Source organism: Alkalihalobacillus alcalophilus ATCC 27647 = CGMCC 1.3604 (genome assembly GCF_000292245.2).
GTDB lineage: Bacteria > Bacillota > Bacilli > Bacillales > Bacillaceae_D > Alkalihalobacillus > Alkalihalobacillus alcalophilus.
Window position 1 is genome coordinate 17,415 of sequence record NZ_ALPT02000017.1, and the last position, 16,101, is coordinate 33,515.

The 16,101-nt window shown below is 35.7% G+C and carries 17 protein-coding genes; 6 read left to right on the forward strand and 11 right to left on the reverse strand.

The features are described from left to right. The first annotated feature begins 317 nt into the window (after positions 1–317). The 3 genes from BALCAV_RS23225 (at position 318) to BALCAV_RS06415 (ending at position 3,459) form a co-directional block, all read left to right on the forward strand. On the forward strand, positions 318–647 hold the full coding sequence (locus BALCAV_RS23225; RefSeq protein WP_040323737.1) for a MerR family transcriptional regulator: 330 nt from the start codon (positions 318–320) through the stop codon (positions 645–647). 100 nt (positions 648–747) lie between these two features. After that, on the forward strand, positions 748–2,082 hold the full coding sequence (locus BALCAV_RS06410; protein WP_003322805.1) for a hemolysin family protein: 1,335 nt from the start codon (positions 748–750) through the stop codon (positions 2,080–2,082). A gap of 102 nt (positions 2,083–2,184) precedes the next feature. Beyond that, positions 2,185–3,459 (forward strand): ATP-binding protein, encoded by a 1,275-nt coding sequence (locus tag BALCAV_RS06415; RefSeq protein ID WP_003322804.1) that lies wholly within the window; start codon positions 2,185–2,187, stop codon positions 3,457–3,459. Positions 3,460–3,513: 54 nt separating this feature from the next. On the opposite strand, the gene BALCAV_RS06420 is transcribed toward BALCAV_RS06415, so the two are convergent. From BALCAV_RS06420 to BALCAV_RS06440, 6 genes are all read right to left on the reverse strand, one after another. Continuing rightward, positions 3,514–4,386: a cation diffusion facilitator family transporter gene (locus BALCAV_RS06420; RefSeq protein ID WP_003322803.1), complete on the reverse strand. Its 873-nt coding sequence runs from the start codon at positions 4,384–4,386 to the stop codon at positions 3,514–3,516. Between the two features lie 386 nt (positions 4,387–4,772). Next, entirely contained in the window at positions 4,773–5,366 is a 594-nt protein-coding gene (locus tag BALCAV_RS21105; protein WP_003322802.1) for a VanZ family protein, read from the reverse strand. Positions 5,367–5,575: 209 nt separating this feature from the next. Next, positions 5,576–6,514, reverse strand: coding sequence for an alpha/beta hydrolase family protein (locus tag BALCAV_RS06430; RefSeq protein ID WP_003322801.1), 939 nt, complete (start codon positions 6,512–6,514; stop codon positions 5,576–5,578). 129 nt (positions 6,515–6,643) lie between these two features. After that, the gene (sigK, locus tag BALCAV_RS06435) at positions 6,644–7,366 is read right to left on the reverse strand and encodes an RNA polymerase sporulation sigma factor SigK (RefSeq protein WP_003322800.1); all 723 of its coding nucleotides are present in this window, start codon (positions 7,364–7,366) and stop codon (positions 6,644–6,646) included. Between the two features lie 120 nt (positions 7,367–7,486). Continuing rightward, positions 7,487–7,642, reverse strand: coding sequence for a peptidoglycan binding domain-containing protein (locus tag BALCAV_RS21995; RefSeq protein ID WP_136446019.1), 156 nt, complete (start codon positions 7,640–7,642; stop codon positions 7,487–7,489). 481 nt (positions 7,643–8,123) lie between these two features. Next, on the reverse strand, positions 8,124–9,020 hold the full coding sequence (locus BALCAV_RS06440; protein WP_003322799.1) for a LysR family transcriptional regulator: 897 nt from the start codon (positions 9,018–9,020) through the stop codon (positions 8,124–8,126). 183 nt (positions 9,021–9,203) lie between these two features. On the opposite strand from BALCAV_RS06440, the gene gdhA reads away from it, so the two are divergent. Further along, a complete protein-coding gene (gdhA, locus tag BALCAV_RS06445) occupies positions 9,204–10,586 on the forward strand; it encodes an NADP-specific glutamate dehydrogenase (RefSeq protein WP_003322798.1) in 1,383 nt (460 codons plus the stop codon). A gap of 97 nt (positions 10,587–10,683) precedes the next feature. Here the strand turns inward: gdhA and BALCAV_RS06450 are convergent, their stop codons facing one another. The 4 genes from BALCAV_RS06450 to BALCAV_RS06465 form a co-directional block, all read right to left on the reverse strand. Continuing rightward, a complete protein-coding gene (locus BALCAV_RS06450; protein ID WP_003322797.1) occupies positions 10,684–10,998 on the reverse strand; it encodes a DMT family transporter in 315 nt (104 codons plus the stop codon). Positions 10,999–11,000: 2 nt separating this feature from the next. Further along, complete coding sequence (locus tag BALCAV_RS06455) at positions 11,001–11,348, reverse strand: DMT family transporter (protein ID WP_003322796.1); 348 nt, start codon at positions 11,346–11,348, stop codon at positions 11,001–11,003. 74 nt (positions 11,349–11,422) lie between these two features. Next, positions 11,423–11,983, reverse strand: a complete 561-nt coding sequence (locus tag BALCAV_RS06460) for a TetR family transcriptional regulator (protein WP_003322794.1) — start codon at positions 11,981–11,983, stop codon at positions 11,423–11,425. A 106-nt stretch (positions 11,984–12,089) separates the two neighbouring features. Beyond that, positions 12,090–13,271, reverse strand: coding sequence for a M20 family metallopeptidase (locus BALCAV_RS06465; RefSeq protein WP_003322793.1), 1,182 nt, complete (start codon positions 13,269–13,271; stop codon positions 12,090–12,092). 280 nt (positions 13,272–13,551) lie between these two features. Here BALCAV_RS06465 and BALCAV_RS06470 point away from each other — a divergent pair, with 280 nt between their 5' ends. Further along, positions 13,552–14,541, forward strand: coding sequence for a lipoate--protein ligase (locus BALCAV_RS06470; protein ID WP_003322792.1), 990 nt, complete (start codon positions 13,552–13,554; stop codon positions 14,539–14,541). Positions 14,542–15,026: 485 nt separating this feature from the next. Next, complete coding sequence (locus tag BALCAV_RS06475; protein ID WP_003324008.1) at positions 15,027–15,650, forward strand: NUDIX hydrolase; 624 nt, start codon at positions 15,027–15,029, stop codon at positions 15,648–15,650. 186 nt (positions 15,651–15,836) lie between these two features. Here BALCAV_RS06475 and BALCAV_RS22000 read toward each other — a convergent pair whose 3' ends face one another. After that, positions 15,837–16,076 carry a hypothetical protein gene (locus BALCAV_RS22000; protein ID WP_152563035.1) on the reverse strand — a complete coding sequence of 80 codons (240 nt, stop codon included), beginning with the start codon at positions 16,074–16,076 and terminating at the stop codon, positions 15,837–15,839. Positions 16,077–16,101 lie beyond the last annotated feature (25 nt).

Below are 16,101 nucleotides of genomic sequence, written 5' to 3' on the forward strand. Positions count from 1 at the left end.
CTCTCCCCTCCTTTATTGAGCTCTACTTTATAGAGGCAATTTCCTATAAAAAAGTTGCATACTTTTCTAAAAAGATTTTTATTCCAAGCAGATCACTTGAATCTCTTCCTCATCTATTGTAAAACGATAATCAGTCATTGAAAATAACCGGCCATAAAGCCATTATGTCTCTTCTAAAATATCAATTGCATTTCAGCAGAAAAGCAGTATAATAGTCTTATTAAACCATCACGTTATAGTTAGGGGGTTTTCTTGTTGGGGATACGAAATTCAAAATTGGTGAGTTAGCGGATAAGTCGGGTGTAACAAAACGTACGATTGATTATTATACAAATTTAGGTCTGTTAAAAGTAGAACGTTCTTCTTCTAATTATCGTTATTATGACGAGTCACAGTTAGAACGACTGCATTATATTGAAGACTGCAAAGCGAAAGGCATGTCTTTAGAGTTGATAAAAAAAGGCATCTTTGAAAAATTCTCTGAGGAAGTCGATATTCATGAACTCAGACTAAAGATTCAAAATCTTGAACACGACGTTTCTGAGGTTTTGGGGAAATTGGATTCCTTGAATCAACAAGAAATCAAACAGAATATTTCTAAAGAAAGCTTTTCCTTAATTCAATCGTTAATCACGCTTGTTAAATAAAGTAAGGGATCATCGTATAAAACGATAGCTGTAGAAAAAAATAATCATTATGGAGAATCTTAAGGAGGTGTAGGTCTTACCTTTTACGTAGGACCACATATTGACCAGTCTGAATTTAATTCTTTTTGTTATTTTAATTGTTTTAACTGCATTTTTTGTAGCAACTGAGTTCTCGATCGTTAAAGTACGCTCAACCAAAATCGATCAGCTCGTTGCTGAAGGTAATAAAAGGGCGATTGCCGCTAAGCATGTCACATCGCATTTAGATGAATACTTATCTGCATGTCAACTCGGGATTACAGTAACAGCTCTAGGTTTAGGGTGGATCGGGGAGCCGACTTTTGAAGTCATTTTATCGCCACTATTTGACTGGATTGGGGTTCCGGAAGCTTCTCGTCATATTTTAATTGTTGCCGTTGCCTTCTTAATTGTTACGTTCATTCACGTTGTTGTCGGTGAGCTTGCTCCTAAAACAGTTGCGATCCAAAAAGCTGAAGCCGTTGCATTATGGTGTGCCAAACCAATTATTTGGTTCTACCGCTTATTATATCCATTCATTTGGGTTCTAAATGGTGCTGCTCGTATCCTTGTTGGTTTATTCGGTTTAAAACCAGCATCAGAACATGAAATGGCCCACTCTGAGGAAGAACTTCGTCAATTAATGACAGAGAGTTTTAATAGTGGTGAAATTAACAAAAATGAATTCAAATACGTAAATAATATTTTTGAATTTGACGAAAGAGTCGCCAAAGAAATTATGGTACCACGAACTGAAATTACAAGCATTTCTATTCATGATTCTATCGATAAAGTATTAAATATTATTAAAAATGGTCGTTATACACGATACCCTGTTACAAATGAAGATAAAGATCATATTATTGGTTTTTTAAACGTAAAGGAATTTTTAACAAATCGTATGGATATTCAAGATGATGCCATTGATATCAATGACTTTGTGAATCCAATCATTCACGTAATTGAAACCATTCATATTCATGATTTATTAGTAAAGATGCAAAAAGAGCGCATTCATATCGCCATTCTTTTTGACGAATATGGTGGAACCTCAGGCCTTGTAACTGTTGAAGATATTCTCGAAGAAATCGTTGGGGAAATTCGCGATGAATTTGATGAAGATGAAATATCTGATGTTCGTCAAATCAGTGATGGTCACTTTATCGTAAACGGGAAGCTTCTATTAGCCGATATTAATACCCTTTTAGATACAACGATTGAACATGAAGAAGTTGATACAATTGGTGGTTGGTTCTTAACAAATAAGTTAGACCCAACGGTGGGCTCGACGATTGAATTTGCTGGATATTCATTTATTGTTCATGAAAGCAACGGTAGGCAAATTCAGTACATTGAAATTAAATCAGTCACCCCTCAAACAGAGCCTCTTAAAGAAGATGAGGATGATTGTAAATAAGAAGGTAAAATTGGGTTGCTCTTAATAGGGCAACCTTTTTTGATACATTACAAATTCTGAATATTGTGGTAAGATCATCTAAAAAAGAAAGTGGGAAATCACTTGTCATTGCCTTATATTTATCAAGCTAAATCAAATGAAAATAATGAAGTAACTGGATACCCTGCTTTTGCTCGTATCGTATCAAGACTTCAAGATGTTTTATTTGAAAAATATGGTTACGCATTTACTATTTATAGCACGGACAATTCTTTTTATGAACTTTGGACGATATTAGAAGAAGATGTAAAAGAAAATAGTGATGAGATCGATCATGTTGCCCAAATATTTGAAAAACTCGAAGCGAAAACTTATGAATATGACCGTGAAGGAGAGACCCCACAATTTAAAGTCATCCATTCGGTTCATAACCATGTTTACGCCTATACAAAAGCTGGGGTTGCTTTTGCGAGAATCCCTGCGTTTGATGAAAATGCGAATATTATGAGCTATAATTGTGTCCTCGCTAAAAACGATGAGGCGTTAATGAATTTCTTACGTTCAATTAATGAGCGACTTTGGTTAAAAAGCCAAAATGAGGTATTAGTTTTCACTGATACGATGCATGGTTTTAACCAAGAGCACCAACCGATTAACCAAGAAATATCACGGGATGATGTTGTCTTAGAGCCGAAAATTAAAGAAGATATTTATGCCGCTCTTGATCAGTTTTTTGATGAAGATCGCAGTTTCTTTAAAATGTATAACATCCCTTATAAAAGAGGGATCCTCCTCTATGGACCACCTGGTAATGGAAAAACTTCCTTAGTAAAAGCGATTGCCAATACAATTAAAGCTCCTGTCGCTTATTGGCAAATTACTGAATATACAAATAGTGATTCCATTTCCACTGTTTTTAGTTCGGCTAGTCGATTATCGCCAATGATTCTTGTCATTGAAGACATTGACTCCCTGCCTGTTGGAGTCCGTTCCTTTTTTCTAAATACGTTAGACGGAGCTACTTCCAAAGAAGGGATTTTCTTAATTGGTACAACGAATTATCCAGAAAAAATTGACCCTGGTCTAATGAACCGAGCTGGTCGCTTTGACAGATCATATGAAATTAGTTTGCCAAATGGAAAAATGAGAAATCAATTTATTCATCAACTCGGCTTCAACCACTTCTTAGAAGAAGATGAAATTTCTCAATTATCAGCGAAAACAAAAGGGTTTTCTTTTGCCCAAATTAAAGAGCTTTTCGTCAGTGCTGCTTTAGAATGGCATCAGAAGCAAACACTTCATCTCGATGAAATCATTCAAGGTATGAAAAAGGAGCATAAAAAAAGCAAACAAGGCGAATGGTGGGATGACCAAGACGAACAGGTCGGTTTCCGTTAATTAAAAAAGTCCTCCTTTTGGTTTAAATTTAAAACCTTTTGGGGACTTTTTTCATTATTTGTCAGGTTCTACATGGACATTCACATCAATCGCCCGATGCTTTTCTTTAATAATTTCTTCCACTTTATCTGATATTTCATGAGCATCACGTACATCTAGATTGCCATTCACTTCAATGACAATATCAACAACAGAGCTATTGCCATAATACCTCGCCTTTACTTCTTTGACCGCCTCGACATCATCAACCATTAAGGCTGTTCTCCGGCATTCATCAAGCTCGCTTTTTTCGAACCCATCCGTTAAATAATGAGTTGCATCCTTAAAAATATCCCATGCAGTTTTGCAAATGACAAAACCAACCAGAACCGCAATCAATGGGTCTAACCAAATAAACCCAAATTGAGCTCCGATTATACCAATTGTTGCCCCAATACTGACAAGAGCATCGGATAAATTATCTTTAGAAGCAGCTGTAACGGCTTGTGATTTTATCTTCTTCCCAAGGTTACGATTATAACGGTAAACAAAAAGCATTACGACAAAACTAAAACCACCGACCCACGCTGCAATTAAATCAGGAGCTTCTTGATTCGGTGCAAATAAGGCTGGAATGGCTCCAATCAGCACTTGAATCCCGACAACCATAATAATAAAAGAGGCCACTAATGATGCCACAGTTTCAGCTTTCCAATGACCGTACGGATGATCATGATCAGGCGGCTTTTGTGACATTCTTAAACCGACTAGAACAGCAATGGAAACCACAATGTCTGTCGCATTATTTAAACCATCTGCTTTTAATGCAGCTGAACCAGCATATAAACCGACACCTAATTTTAATATCGCTAAAATGAGATAAGCAATGATGCTAATAATAGCCCCACGCTCGCCCTTTTTTAAATCTTTATAACGTTCCTCTTCCATCCAAAATAAACCTCCTCACTTACTATCAAATATCATAGCAAGCGGTATCCATGTGGGTCTATAGCAACCTTTTTTTGTACTTGAAAACTTATTTTACATAAGAAAAAAGTTTCCATTAGGAAAAAGTTACAAATTGTATCGTCATATAAAGCTTTTTCGAGAAACCATTTCATTATCATGTCCCTTTTTTGAATGAAAAAACGTAAAAAAAGAATTTAAAAGATATTTTTAGAGCGCTGTTGATAGAGATTTAGAAGGGAAATTTAGAGGGGCTGACTGAGTTTTTTGAGAACAAGTCTGAAGCTAACTGCCTTTCTTTTTACTTTCTTTTTACTTTTTTTTACTTTCTTTTTACTTTCTTTTTACTTTCCTTCTGACTTTCACCCTCATTTACATTCTTGCCTCTGTGTTAATCTATTTTTTATTCCGTCTGCATATGGCAAGATAACATTTCCTAGATAATATCCCAATATACCTCCTAATGAGTTCAAAATAACATCATCAATGTCAACAGTTCGATTCGAAATGTGAGTAAAATATAGGACAAATTGGCCGAATTCGATAACAATAGAAAAGATGAAACTGCCTAATAGAACACTTTTAAACGTCGTTTTACTAAAAATCAACTTCACTAAAAAACCAAACGGAACTGATAAGAGGATATTTCCAAGTAAATTCCAAATTGCAACACCTCGAATCGTGCCAATTTGAATTTCTTTTACATAAGTCCAAATCGTATGAAATGGAATCAAATTATACTTTAACGATTCGCTTGGAACCCCATAACTAAACCAACAAAAATACGCGATATAGACAAAATAAATAGCGAGCAAGTATTTACTAGCCTCTTTTATAAAAGAAAATGAGTTCATCTTTGAGCGATATTTTTTAAACCAAAGCCAATAAAAAAAAGAAAATAATAAGAGCGTTGGTAAAACAAAATAAATAAAAACGACAATAAGATCCATGATCAAATACATAATTTTCCCTCATTTCCAATGATACTTTACTAAACATTGGACGACGGAGCTCTTATTATCGTTTTATCGATTTAGTTACCTTTTTTCATTTGATTGTGATGTTCAAACCATTCTCTCACTCCAGGCCTGTCCTCTAAATAGAAAAGGACTAACTAAAAATCCTCAAACTAAAACAACCCACCTAACTCGAGATGAGTTGTTCACATTCTCTATTGATGTGAAAAATAACGCTTTAGCCAACTATTCACCTTATCAACTAATTCAGGGTCTATCGGCTTTTTCACTTGCTTTTTATAATCTTTTAATATGACGTTCATTTTATATTCTTTTGATGTCTTTCTTAACATATGTGTTAAATGATTGATAAGATGGGTCTCACACTCGCCTTGTACAAGTGCTGCCACCTCTTGTATTTGCTCTGGCTTTACTTGAACATCCTTTGTTCCAGTAATCGCTAAAACTGGACACTGAACTTGCTGCAATGCTTTTTTGACATCAAAATCCAGATGCTCTCTTAACCATTTTGCCTGGACTTTTCTCCCTTTAAATCGAATAACATCTTCTTCTGATGTTTTTAGTTTCTTTGCTAAATGCTCATTATTAGACTCTAGCTTTTTCGCTACTTTTAGGAAGCGAACGACCTTTCCTTGAATCCCTTTCATTTCTTCAAGTTCATTTGTCATTTGTTTTCTTTGCCAAGCCATCGCCTCTTCTAAAGATTCCGTTAATCCCGCTAACAAAATTAACCCTGACACCCGTTCTCGCGTGTAGACAGCAGGAGCAATCATACATCCTTCACTATGTCCAAGTAAAATAATTTTAGCTAAGTCTATTTCTTTTTGCTTTTTCGCAAATTGGACGATCGTTATGGCATCTTCAATCAGATCATACAAGCCTGTTTGATAGTAATTGCCATCACTTTTACCGATACCACGTTTATCATACCTCAACGTTGCATACCCGTTTTCCACTAGCTCATCACTCAAATGATTAAAAACATTCAGCTTCTGCCATGTTGCATTTCCATCCCGATCTAATGGTCCACTTCCATGAATCATAATGACTAATGGATGTTTTGCTCTATCGACTTCTGGTATCGTCAACAATGCAGCCAAACCTTTAATATGAAATTCCCTTTCTCTTTTCATCGGTTTCCTCCCAAGTGAAAAAAATCTGCCGTTAAATAGTATGTTTGGATAAACCGAATCATGATTGATATTAAGTAATTGACTTTTTTAACAACAAAAAAGCAGCCGATCTAAACGACTGCTTTCCACTTATGAGGCTCCACTATTTCCTTTGCCTTGGCTTTGTTTATAAAATTCATGAAACAGCTTCATCAACGCTCTTTTTTCGATACGAGAGACATAGCTTCTGGAAATTCCTAAGTCTTTAGCAATTTCTCTTTGAGTCCGTTCTTCTTCTAGGTCAAGTCCAAAGCGACCGACAATCACTTCTTTTTCACGGGCATCAAGGACGTGAATGTATTCATAAATTTGCTTTTTCTCCATTTTTGTTTGAATGACATCAACAATATCATCGGCCTCTTCTTGCAGCACATCAATCAAACTAATTTCATTGCCTTCTTTATCCGTTCCAATTGGGTCATGCAAAGAAACATCTTTTTTCACCTTTTTTAGTGCTCTCAAATGCATGAGTATTTCATTTTCAATACAACGTGCCGCATAGGTAGCAAGCTTTGTCCCTTTGCCTTCTGAGAAACTTTCAATCGCCTTTATTAAACCGATCGTCCCAATGGAGATTAGATCCTCGGTATCTTCACGCGTATTTTCAAACTTTTTAACAATATGTGCCACCAGTCGTAAATTGTGCTCAATCAATTTATTCCTAGCTTCCTCATCTCCCTGCTGCATTAAAGCAAGGTATTTCTTTTCCTCTTCCTTTTTTAATGGCTGTGGAAAAGCGTTATTTTTCACGTAAGAAACAAAAACGATAACTTCTTTTATAAAATAAGAAACAGCTGCTAATATCGCTGACACAGACTCACCTCCATTATCTCAATACTATAAGTGTATGTCGATATGGGCTTGGTCGTGTCTGTACAAGTAATTTTTTTGAATGTAAACTAAGAAAAAAACTGAATATCTTTACAGCATTCACTAATTAGTCATTTTAACTTTGCCGGTAACACGATAAGTATCATACTTTTTGTTGATTTCTTCTATTTTTCTCTTTAATCTTTCTTCGTCTAATGCAGGTTCCACATACTCTTCATGGATGATCTGTTTTTGCCATTCTGTCCATTTCCTATTCATTCCTAGCACCTCTACCCTTTCATTTTTTGAATATTCTAATTATTATCAACGCAATAGCACTATTAAAGACTTATTTTCTCTTTTCGCCTTTTATTCTCCCATTAACTCCTTTAAAAATATTGTTATTATGTTGTATTGTAAATTCGAAAATCAATCTTATCAATATGAATAAAAGATGGAATCAATATCGTTTTGATATGTATTAGGAAAGCATAAGAACAACCCTCTTTTTATGAAAACGCTTTAAAAAAGGGTTGATATTGAGGAAGTTTTAACATATAGTTCAAATTAAAAGGAGAGGCTTACGCTGTGCACCTATCCGAGAAGCCCAAGCAAAAAATTTAGTTGTCAAGAGTTTTAGAAACAATAGTCCTCTGGAAAATAGACAGATGCAAGTCCAGCACTTCTCTTTCTAAACTAGTTAGAAAAAGAAGCTGAACTGAGTCATTTATTGTTTTTTTGTTAGATAGAAGCTTCGGCTTTATACATTTTTTTCTTGAAAAAAGTCTGTTAGAAATTCATAAAATAATTTTTCGGCTGGAAGTAATTGTCGTTCATTAGAGACAAGAATTCCGACAGTTCGAGTAATAACCGGTTCACTAATAGGGATTTTGATGGTCGCATGAGGTAAATTATCAACTAATGTTATTTCCGGTATTAATGTAATACCTAAGCCTGCTGATACTAATCCTTTTAATGCATCAATATCATCGCCCTCAAATGATACTTGTGGCTTAAAGCCTGAATCATGACAAGCTTGCACTACAAGATCTCTCAAAATAAAGCCTTTTGGTAATAAAATAAACGACTCTTCTTGCAGCTCGTTTAACGTTAATGTTTGCTTATTAGCTAATAGATGATTGACAGGTAATAATGCCACAACATTTTCTGTAAAGAGAATTTGACTTTTTACTTTTCTATGCTTATTTGGGACAGGACCAATTAAGGCCATATTAAAATCACCATCAATGACACCTTCAATAAGCTCGTGATAAACAGCTTGTTTAAGCTGGAACTTAACATTGGGATAGCGTTTACGAAAAGCCACGATCACACTTGGAAGTGTATAGGCTGCCATACTGATTGGAAAGGCAATTCGGATCGTTCCTTGTTCAGGATCTAAATACTCTTTCACTTCCAGCCGAGCGTTATCAATAACATTCATAGCTTGTTTCATCCGATCAAAGAACATTTTTCCAATGGGTGTTAGCTTAACTCTTCTTCCTTTTCTTATAAATAAATCGACACCTAGTTCTGATTCTAAATTAGCTATTTGTCGACTAACCGCTGATTGGGCAACATGTAAAGCATCTGCTGCCTCTGTTACATGCTCCCGTTTTGCCACTTCCATAAAATATTTTATTTGTCTAAACTCCATTTTTTACACCACTCCACTCTTATTATCCATCTCATTTTGGCATGATATTTATCTATTTTCTATATTGTTCAGATTGGTTATAAATAATAAGATATACCATAATAGAAAATCTAACAAATAATAAGAAAAGTCAGTTATTTGAACTAGGGCTATCTAATATCATTTTTGAGCTTGGGGGTAATCATGTCAATTTTAATAGAGCATCAGCATACGGAAACAGAAATCGCTAAAAGTTACGTCGCGGACGTTTATGAGTTAGTCAAAAAACGAAATCCAAATGAAAATGAATTTCATCAGGCTGTTAAAGAAGTTTTTGATTCTTTAGTTCCTGTTCTTGCCAAGAATCCAAAATACATTAGACACGGTATTCTTGAAAGAATGGCAGAACCTGAGCGCTTAATCAGCTTTCAAGTTCCTTGGATAGATGATCATGGCACCATCCAAGTGAATCGTGGCTTCCGGGTTCAGTTTAATAGTGCCATTGGCCCGTACAAAGGTGGGATCCGGTTCCACCCATCTGTAAATGCAAGTATTATTAAATTTCTTGGATTTGAACAAATGTTTAAAAATTCCTTAACAGGCTTGCCTATCGGCGGTGGCAAAGGTGGTTCAGATTTTGATCCAAAAGGAAAGTCTGACCAAGAGATTATGCGTTTTACTCAAAGCTTCATGAGTGAACTCTCTAAATATATTGGTCCTGATGTTGATGTTCCTGCTGGAGATATTGGGGTCGGTGCTAGGGAAATTGGTTATATGTTTGGTCAATATAAAAAAATCCGTGGTCATTTTGAAGCTGGGGTCCTAACAGGTAAAGGCTTAACCTATGGCGGTAGTCTAGGTAGAACAGAGGCAACTGGTTATGGAACTGTCTATTTCGTTGAAGAAATGTTACAAGATATCGGACTAAGCTTTGCTGATCGAACAGTAGTCGTATCAGGTTCAGGTAATGTTTCGATTTATGCGATCGAAAAAGCTCAACAGCTTGGAGCTAAAGTTGTCGCATGTAGTGATTCAAGTGGCTACGTTTTTGATGAGCAAGGGATTGACCTTGCTACGGTTAAAAGGTTAAAAGAAGTAGAAGGTAAGAGAATAAGTGAATATGTGACAGAACATCCCCACGCTCAATATTATCCTGGATGCTCAAATATTTGGTCGATTCCTTGCGATATTGCTCTACCTTGTGCCACTCAAAATGAAATCGATGAAATAGCTGCCAACCTTTTAGTATCCAATGGCGTCTTGGCTGTTGGAGAAGGTGCGAATATGCCTTCGACGTTACAAGCCATTGATGTATTCCATGAAAACAAAGTACTCTTTGGACCAGCTAAAGCCGTGAACGCAGGAGGAGTGGCTGTCTCTGCATTAGAAATGGCTCAAAATAGTATGAGACTTTCTTGGAGCTTTGAAGAAGTCGATACAAAATTACAAGAAATCATGAAAAACATTTATAGAAGTAGTGTCGAAGCGGCCAGAGAATTTAACGCTCCCGGAAACCTTGTTGTTGGAGCCAATATTGCCGGATTTAAAAAGGTAGCCGACGCGATGATTTCCCAAGGCGTAATTTAACTTCACCTAAGAAAAAACCTCAGAGGCTTTCACGACCTCTGAGGTTTCAAAAAAATATTGATATTATACGTAAATGCAGCACGAATCGGTCAATTATTTACGAGACCGCCTTTAATCCTGTCACACCTATAACAATAATGATCAAGCTGACAATCCGGGCAACACTTTTTGATTCGTTAAAGAAAATCATGTTAATGAGGACGGCAGCAGCGGTTCCTAAGCCAATCCATACAGCATAAGCAACACTAATTTGCAAATAGTTAAAAGACATATAGAGAAGAACGAATGAGAAACCAAAACCTCCTAAAAACAAGAAAATGTTCAACAAGTTTTTCTTCTGACTATACTTCTTTAAACCAATGACCCCAACGACCTCAAAAAATGCGGCAAATAATACGAGAATCCAACCCATGATTAAGCAACTCCTTTTTCTTCATTTTCTGTTGGTTGATTATCTGCTAATTTCAAAGTGATAACACCAAGTACTAGTAACCCAATAAAAAAGACTTTAGCAAGATTGAGTGCTCCATTAAATAGATAAACATCCATCAAAGCAGTTCCGACTGTACCTGCTGCAGCAAAAATCGCATAGACCGTTCCTGTCGGCAAACTTTCACATGCTTTCGCTAAAAAGTGAAAATCGATTAATATAATCGTTACAATTAACCCCCAATGCCACCAAGTGCTTGCAACATTAAATCCATACACCCAAAATAATTCAAATAAACATGTTAAAATAACATAAATCCAAGCTTTATTCATTTTTCTTTTCTCCTTATTATTCAATGTGACTGAATTTCATTCACCTAAATACCAATTAAAAACATCCCTACTAATTAGGAATGTTTGGTTATGCCTGCTTCTAAAAATAAAACGAGTGATCTTTTTCGTTCTAATTCGTTTTCTCGTTCTTCTTTATCATATAAATAGACTTGCTCTGCTGTTGATTCAATTAATCCGACAAGCATTTTTGATAAATGTTCGATTTTTATTGTTTTTGTTTCTATTACTCTTTCTAAGAAGTGATGAAACCAACTATAGATGGGCTCATACATATTTTCCCACTCTTGTACATGTTGTGTCTGAGTCAAGCCTGCATAAATGAGTGTAAAAGTTTCTTTATTTTGTTTTGTAATCTCAAAAAATACATCTATGATTTGAGTTAACTGTTGAGATAAACTTCCTTGAAGCTGCAATGTTTTTAAACCTGCTTCAATTTTAGCTACCATCACTTCAGCAATCGCTGGCATAACCGCTAATTTAGAAGGGAAGTAAAGATAAAAAGTTCCTTGCCCAATACTTGCCGCTTTGGCAATATCCGATATTTTCGTTTTTTCAATTCCCTTTTCTGTAAACACTTGTATAGAAGCCTCGATAATTAAGTCTCGCTTCTCCAATTGAACTCACCGCCTTTATGAATGAATGTCATTCAGTTAATTACATTCTAACTCCTTTTTCTTTTTTTGTCAACTGCTCCATCAAATTTCATCAAAAAAGAGTAGACTAGCTACTCTTTGCAATATATGAATCCTTTCTTTTGTTCAATTTTTCATCTACAAGACGGTGAATTAACTTCACAAGGAGCTCGGTTCTTTCCATTAAAGAAGGAATCTCTAGATACTCTTTTTCGCTATGGGCATTCCCACCTATTGGGCCAAGTCCATCAATCGTTGGAATTCCCATGGCCGCAGTAAATGAGGCATCGGAACCACCACCTGTTTTTGTATCTTTTATTTCCATATTTAATTCTTTTCCTACCTCTTTTACAATTTCAAAAAGCTCGGTAATCTGTTTATTTTTTATCATCGGGGGTCGGCTAATATTACCACTTAAATCAATCTTGGTACCAACTACATCCGAAACAGAACAAACCTCTTCAATTTTATGGGCCACTTCTTCAATTTGCTCCACTGTTGCTACTCGTACATCTATATGACCAACAGCTCGTGCTGAAATTGTATTTATCGCGTCCCCACCTTCAATCATCCCCACATTTACTGAAATTCCGTGTTCATGGTCATTTAACGCATGGAGTTTGACAATTTTAAAAGCTAATTCCTGAATCGCACTCCGCCCCTTTTCAGGCTCAATCCCAGAGTGTGCAGCCTTCCCTTTGATCTCGATAATATAGTGACCATTTCCTTTTCTTCCTGTTACGATTGATCCATCTTTGCGAGCGGGCTCCATCACAAGAGCGTATTGAATTCCTTTTGCCGCCTCACTCTCAATTAATGCTCTCGAGCTTGGGGAACCTATTTCTTCATCACTATTTAAAATAATCTTCACATGCTTGTACGCTTGGTTATTTGCTCTTTTTAATTGCTTAAGTGCATAAATAACGGTTACAAGACTCGCCTTCATGTCGATAACACCTGGACCATACGCTCTTGTCCCTTTTATTTGAAAAGGTCTTAAAGCAGCGGTTCCTGTTTCAAAAACCGTATCCATATGAGCAACTAATAAGATTTCCGGCGCACTTACTTCTGGGTGCTGAATCACATAATGATTCCCATACTCCTCTTGTGGAACCGTTTTGATTTTATAACCAAGCTCTTGAAAATAATGACAAAGAATTTTCCCGACTTGGTCAATACCTTTTTTATAATAAGAACCACTGTCTGTATTAACAAGCTTCTCTATAAGCTCTAACATTTCTGTCTCTATCCTTCGAACATTCCCATCCATACTTATTCCCCTCATTCACTTTCATAATTCTATCCTCTTATATAATATGCTTACTTCTTACTAATTGTAGCGAACTTTAGATAATTTACAAGCGGAATTAACTGATAATTCATGCGGTTTTATCCTTTGATCCTACGTTATGCATAAGGAACTTCTTTATGCCCAACTAACTACCTCACTTTTTTAGAAGAATGCATTTCATTTGCCCAAACCAATAACTCGACTCGTCCCACAATTATGATTATACTAAAATAAGAAAAACTAGGAGGTCTACACGATGATGAAATTTATTGATAATCAAAACATAACCGATCCAAGAATTAACCTTGCGATTGAAGAATATGCATTAAAAAATTTAGATCCAGAGCATTCTTATTTACTTTTTTATGTTAATGAACCTTCAATTATTATTGGAAAAAATCAAAATACGATTGAAGAAATTAATTTAGATTATGTAAAAGATCATAACCTACATGTTGTTCGTCGTTTATCAGGTGGTGGTGCTGTTTACCATGACTTAGGAAACTTAAACTTTAGTTTTATTACAAAGGATGATGGGGAGTCTTTTCATAACTTCAAAAAATTCACTGAACCAGTCGTAAAGGCTTTAAATGATTTAGGTGTTCACGCAGAATTAAGTGGACGAAATGATATACAAGTTGGTGAAAGAAAAATCTCTGGAAATGCTCAATTTTCAACAAAGGGCCGGATGTTCAGTCACGGGACTTTAATGTTATCTTCTGAAATCGAAAATGTCGTTTCTGCTTTAAAAGTAAAAGATGAAAAAATCCGTTCAAAAGGGATAAAATCGATTCGTAGCCGCGTCGCTAACATTGTAGAGTTTCTCGAACAGCCAATGACAGTCGATGAATTAAAAGCTGTTTTATTAAAATCGATTTTTGCAGACTCTGAAGAAATACCGAAAGTTGAGTTGACCGAAGAAGATTGGAAAGGCATTGATCAACTTTCGGCAGAACGTTACCGGAACTGGGATTGGAATTATGGAAAATCTCCAGCATTTGATTTGCAACGTTCTAAACGTTTTTCAGTTGGAACCATTGATATCCGTTTAAACGTTAAAAAAGGAAAAATTGTGGATTGCAAAATTTACGGTGACTTTTTCGGTGTGGGAGATATTAAAGAGTTAGAACAAAAACTGATCGGTGTAAACCACGAAACCGTAGCTTTAAAAGAAGCACTTCATAATATAGACATCACTCATTATTTTGGTGCGTTGACAGAAGAAGAATTGTTAAGTTTGTTATATTAATTTTAATAAACCTTGTACATAACTTAACAAAAAAGTGAGCGATTCGACGATTCGAACCGCTCCAATGGGGAGAGTAGAGAGAACATTTTGGAAGCTAGGTCGTTGACCTTTCCTATTAATAATGTACATTATTAATAGGAAAGAAACAGCTTGTTTGTAACATCTTCTTACAGAGAATGTTTAACCAATCGTTAAGTTGGTTTATTTCTCTTATCAGGATGTAAGAAAGGAGAGTTGAGACAAAACCCTCTTCTCATTAATATTGTAAAAAACAGAGACTATCTTAAAAGGAAAACTTGCCTTTGAGTAGTCTTTTTTGATGAGGGTTTTAAATAACAATAATACCTAAATAATTTTTCCTACTTTTTATGATTTGATGATGATTGCTCTTTTCTTTTCCTTTACAATAGATGATATGATGGCAATAATCTTGGAATACCATTTTACCGAAAAGAAATAAAAGATTTTTAAAAGGGGTTTTCTGATTGTCAAAGACAAACATAAATACGATTATAAAAAAATTACATTCACGTAAAGCGAATATGCTTGGTCATGATACGAGCAAACATTCAGCAGTTCTTCTTCCATTAGTCCAAACAAAGGAAGGGATTTCAGTCCTTTTCGAAGTAAGAGCACTGACTTTAAATAGCCAACCTGGAGAGATTTGTTTTCCTGGTGGGAGAATAGATGCCACTGATCAAACAAATGAAGAAGCGGCCCTTAGAGAACTAAAAGAAGAGATTGGCATCCCACCTTCAGAAATTAAAATGATTTCTTCACTAGATTATATTGTTAGTCCAAACCGCGGTATTATTTACCCATTTGTTGCACAATTAAATTCTTTAACTACCCTTCATTTAAACAAAGAAGAAGTGGACCACATTTTTACAATTCCTTTAGATTACCTCTATTCCTATCAAGCTCAATCATATGAACTCACAATGAAGATGGTTCCTGACAGTCGGTTCCCCTTCGAAAAAATTGCCGACAAAGACGCTTATGTAAATCGAACTCAAACACATACAGAGTACTTTTATTTTTATAAAGATTATGTTATTTGGGGCTTAACAGCGAAAATCTTAAAGCACTTTTTAGACTTAACACGCTAAGCCAATGCTTTAACAATAAGATTATGTTTCATACTATAACTCGCCATACAAATGAACCTCTCCAAAACATCTGATGATATTTTGGGGAGGTTTTATTATATGCTGTGAATATCAATTACGCGGTTATTCGTAACATAATTCTAACTTTCCTTGATTTTCATTACCTATCACTTGTTATTCGTACCGTTATTCAAGCGTCACGGAGTTTCCATTACTTATAATCGGTTTTTCGCACCGTAATCCCAGTGCCACGCGGTTTTCATTACTTATCACTACTTTTTCGCACCGTAATCCCAGCATCACGCGGTTTTCATTACTTATCACCACTTTTTCGCACCGTAATCCCAGCACCACGCGGTTTTCATTACCTATCACCACTTTTTCGCACCGTAATCCCAGCACCACGCAGTTTTCATTACCTATCACTCACTCCTTATAACCGAAACACTCT

Coding starts and splice junctions, on each gene's coding strand:
- BALCAV_RS06420 (WP_003322803.1), bottom strand. CDS start 4,386: ATGGAAGAGGAACGTTATAAAGATTTAAAAAAGGGCGAGCGTGGGGCT.
- BALCAV_RS21105 (WP_003322802.1), bottom strand. CDS start 5,366: ATGTATTTGATCATGGATCTTATTGTCGTTTTTATTTATTTTGTTTTA.
- BALCAV_RS06430 (WP_003322801.1), bottom strand. CDS start 6,514: ATGAAAAGAGAAAGGGAATTTCATATTAAAGGTTTGGCTGCATTGTTG.
- BALCAV_RS21995 (WP_136446019.1), bottom strand. CDS start 7,642: ATGAATAGGAAATGGACAGAATGGCAAAAACAGATCATCCATGAAGAG.
- BALCAV_RS06440 (WP_003322799.1), bottom strand. CDS start 9,020: ATGGAGTTTAGACAAATAAAATATTTTATGGAAGTGGCAAAACGGGAG.
- gdhA (WP_003322798.1), top strand. CDS start 9,204: ATGTCAATTTTAATAGAGCATCAGCATACGGAAACAGAAATCGCTAAA.
- BALCAV_RS06450 (WP_003322797.1), bottom strand. CDS start 10,998: ATGGGTTGGATTCTCGTATTATTTGCCGCATTTTTTGAGGTCGTTGGG.
- BALCAV_RS06455 (WP_003322796.1), bottom strand. CDS start 11,348: ATGAATAAAGCTTGGATTTATGTTATTTTAACATGTTTATTTGAATTA.
- BALCAV_RS06465 (WP_003322793.1), bottom strand. CDS start 13,271: ATGGATGGGAATGTTCGAAGGATAGAGACAGAAATGTTAGAGCTTATA.
- BALCAV_RS06470 (WP_003322792.1), top strand. CDS start 13,552: ATGAAATTTATTGATAATCAAAACATAACCGATCCAAGAATTAACCTT.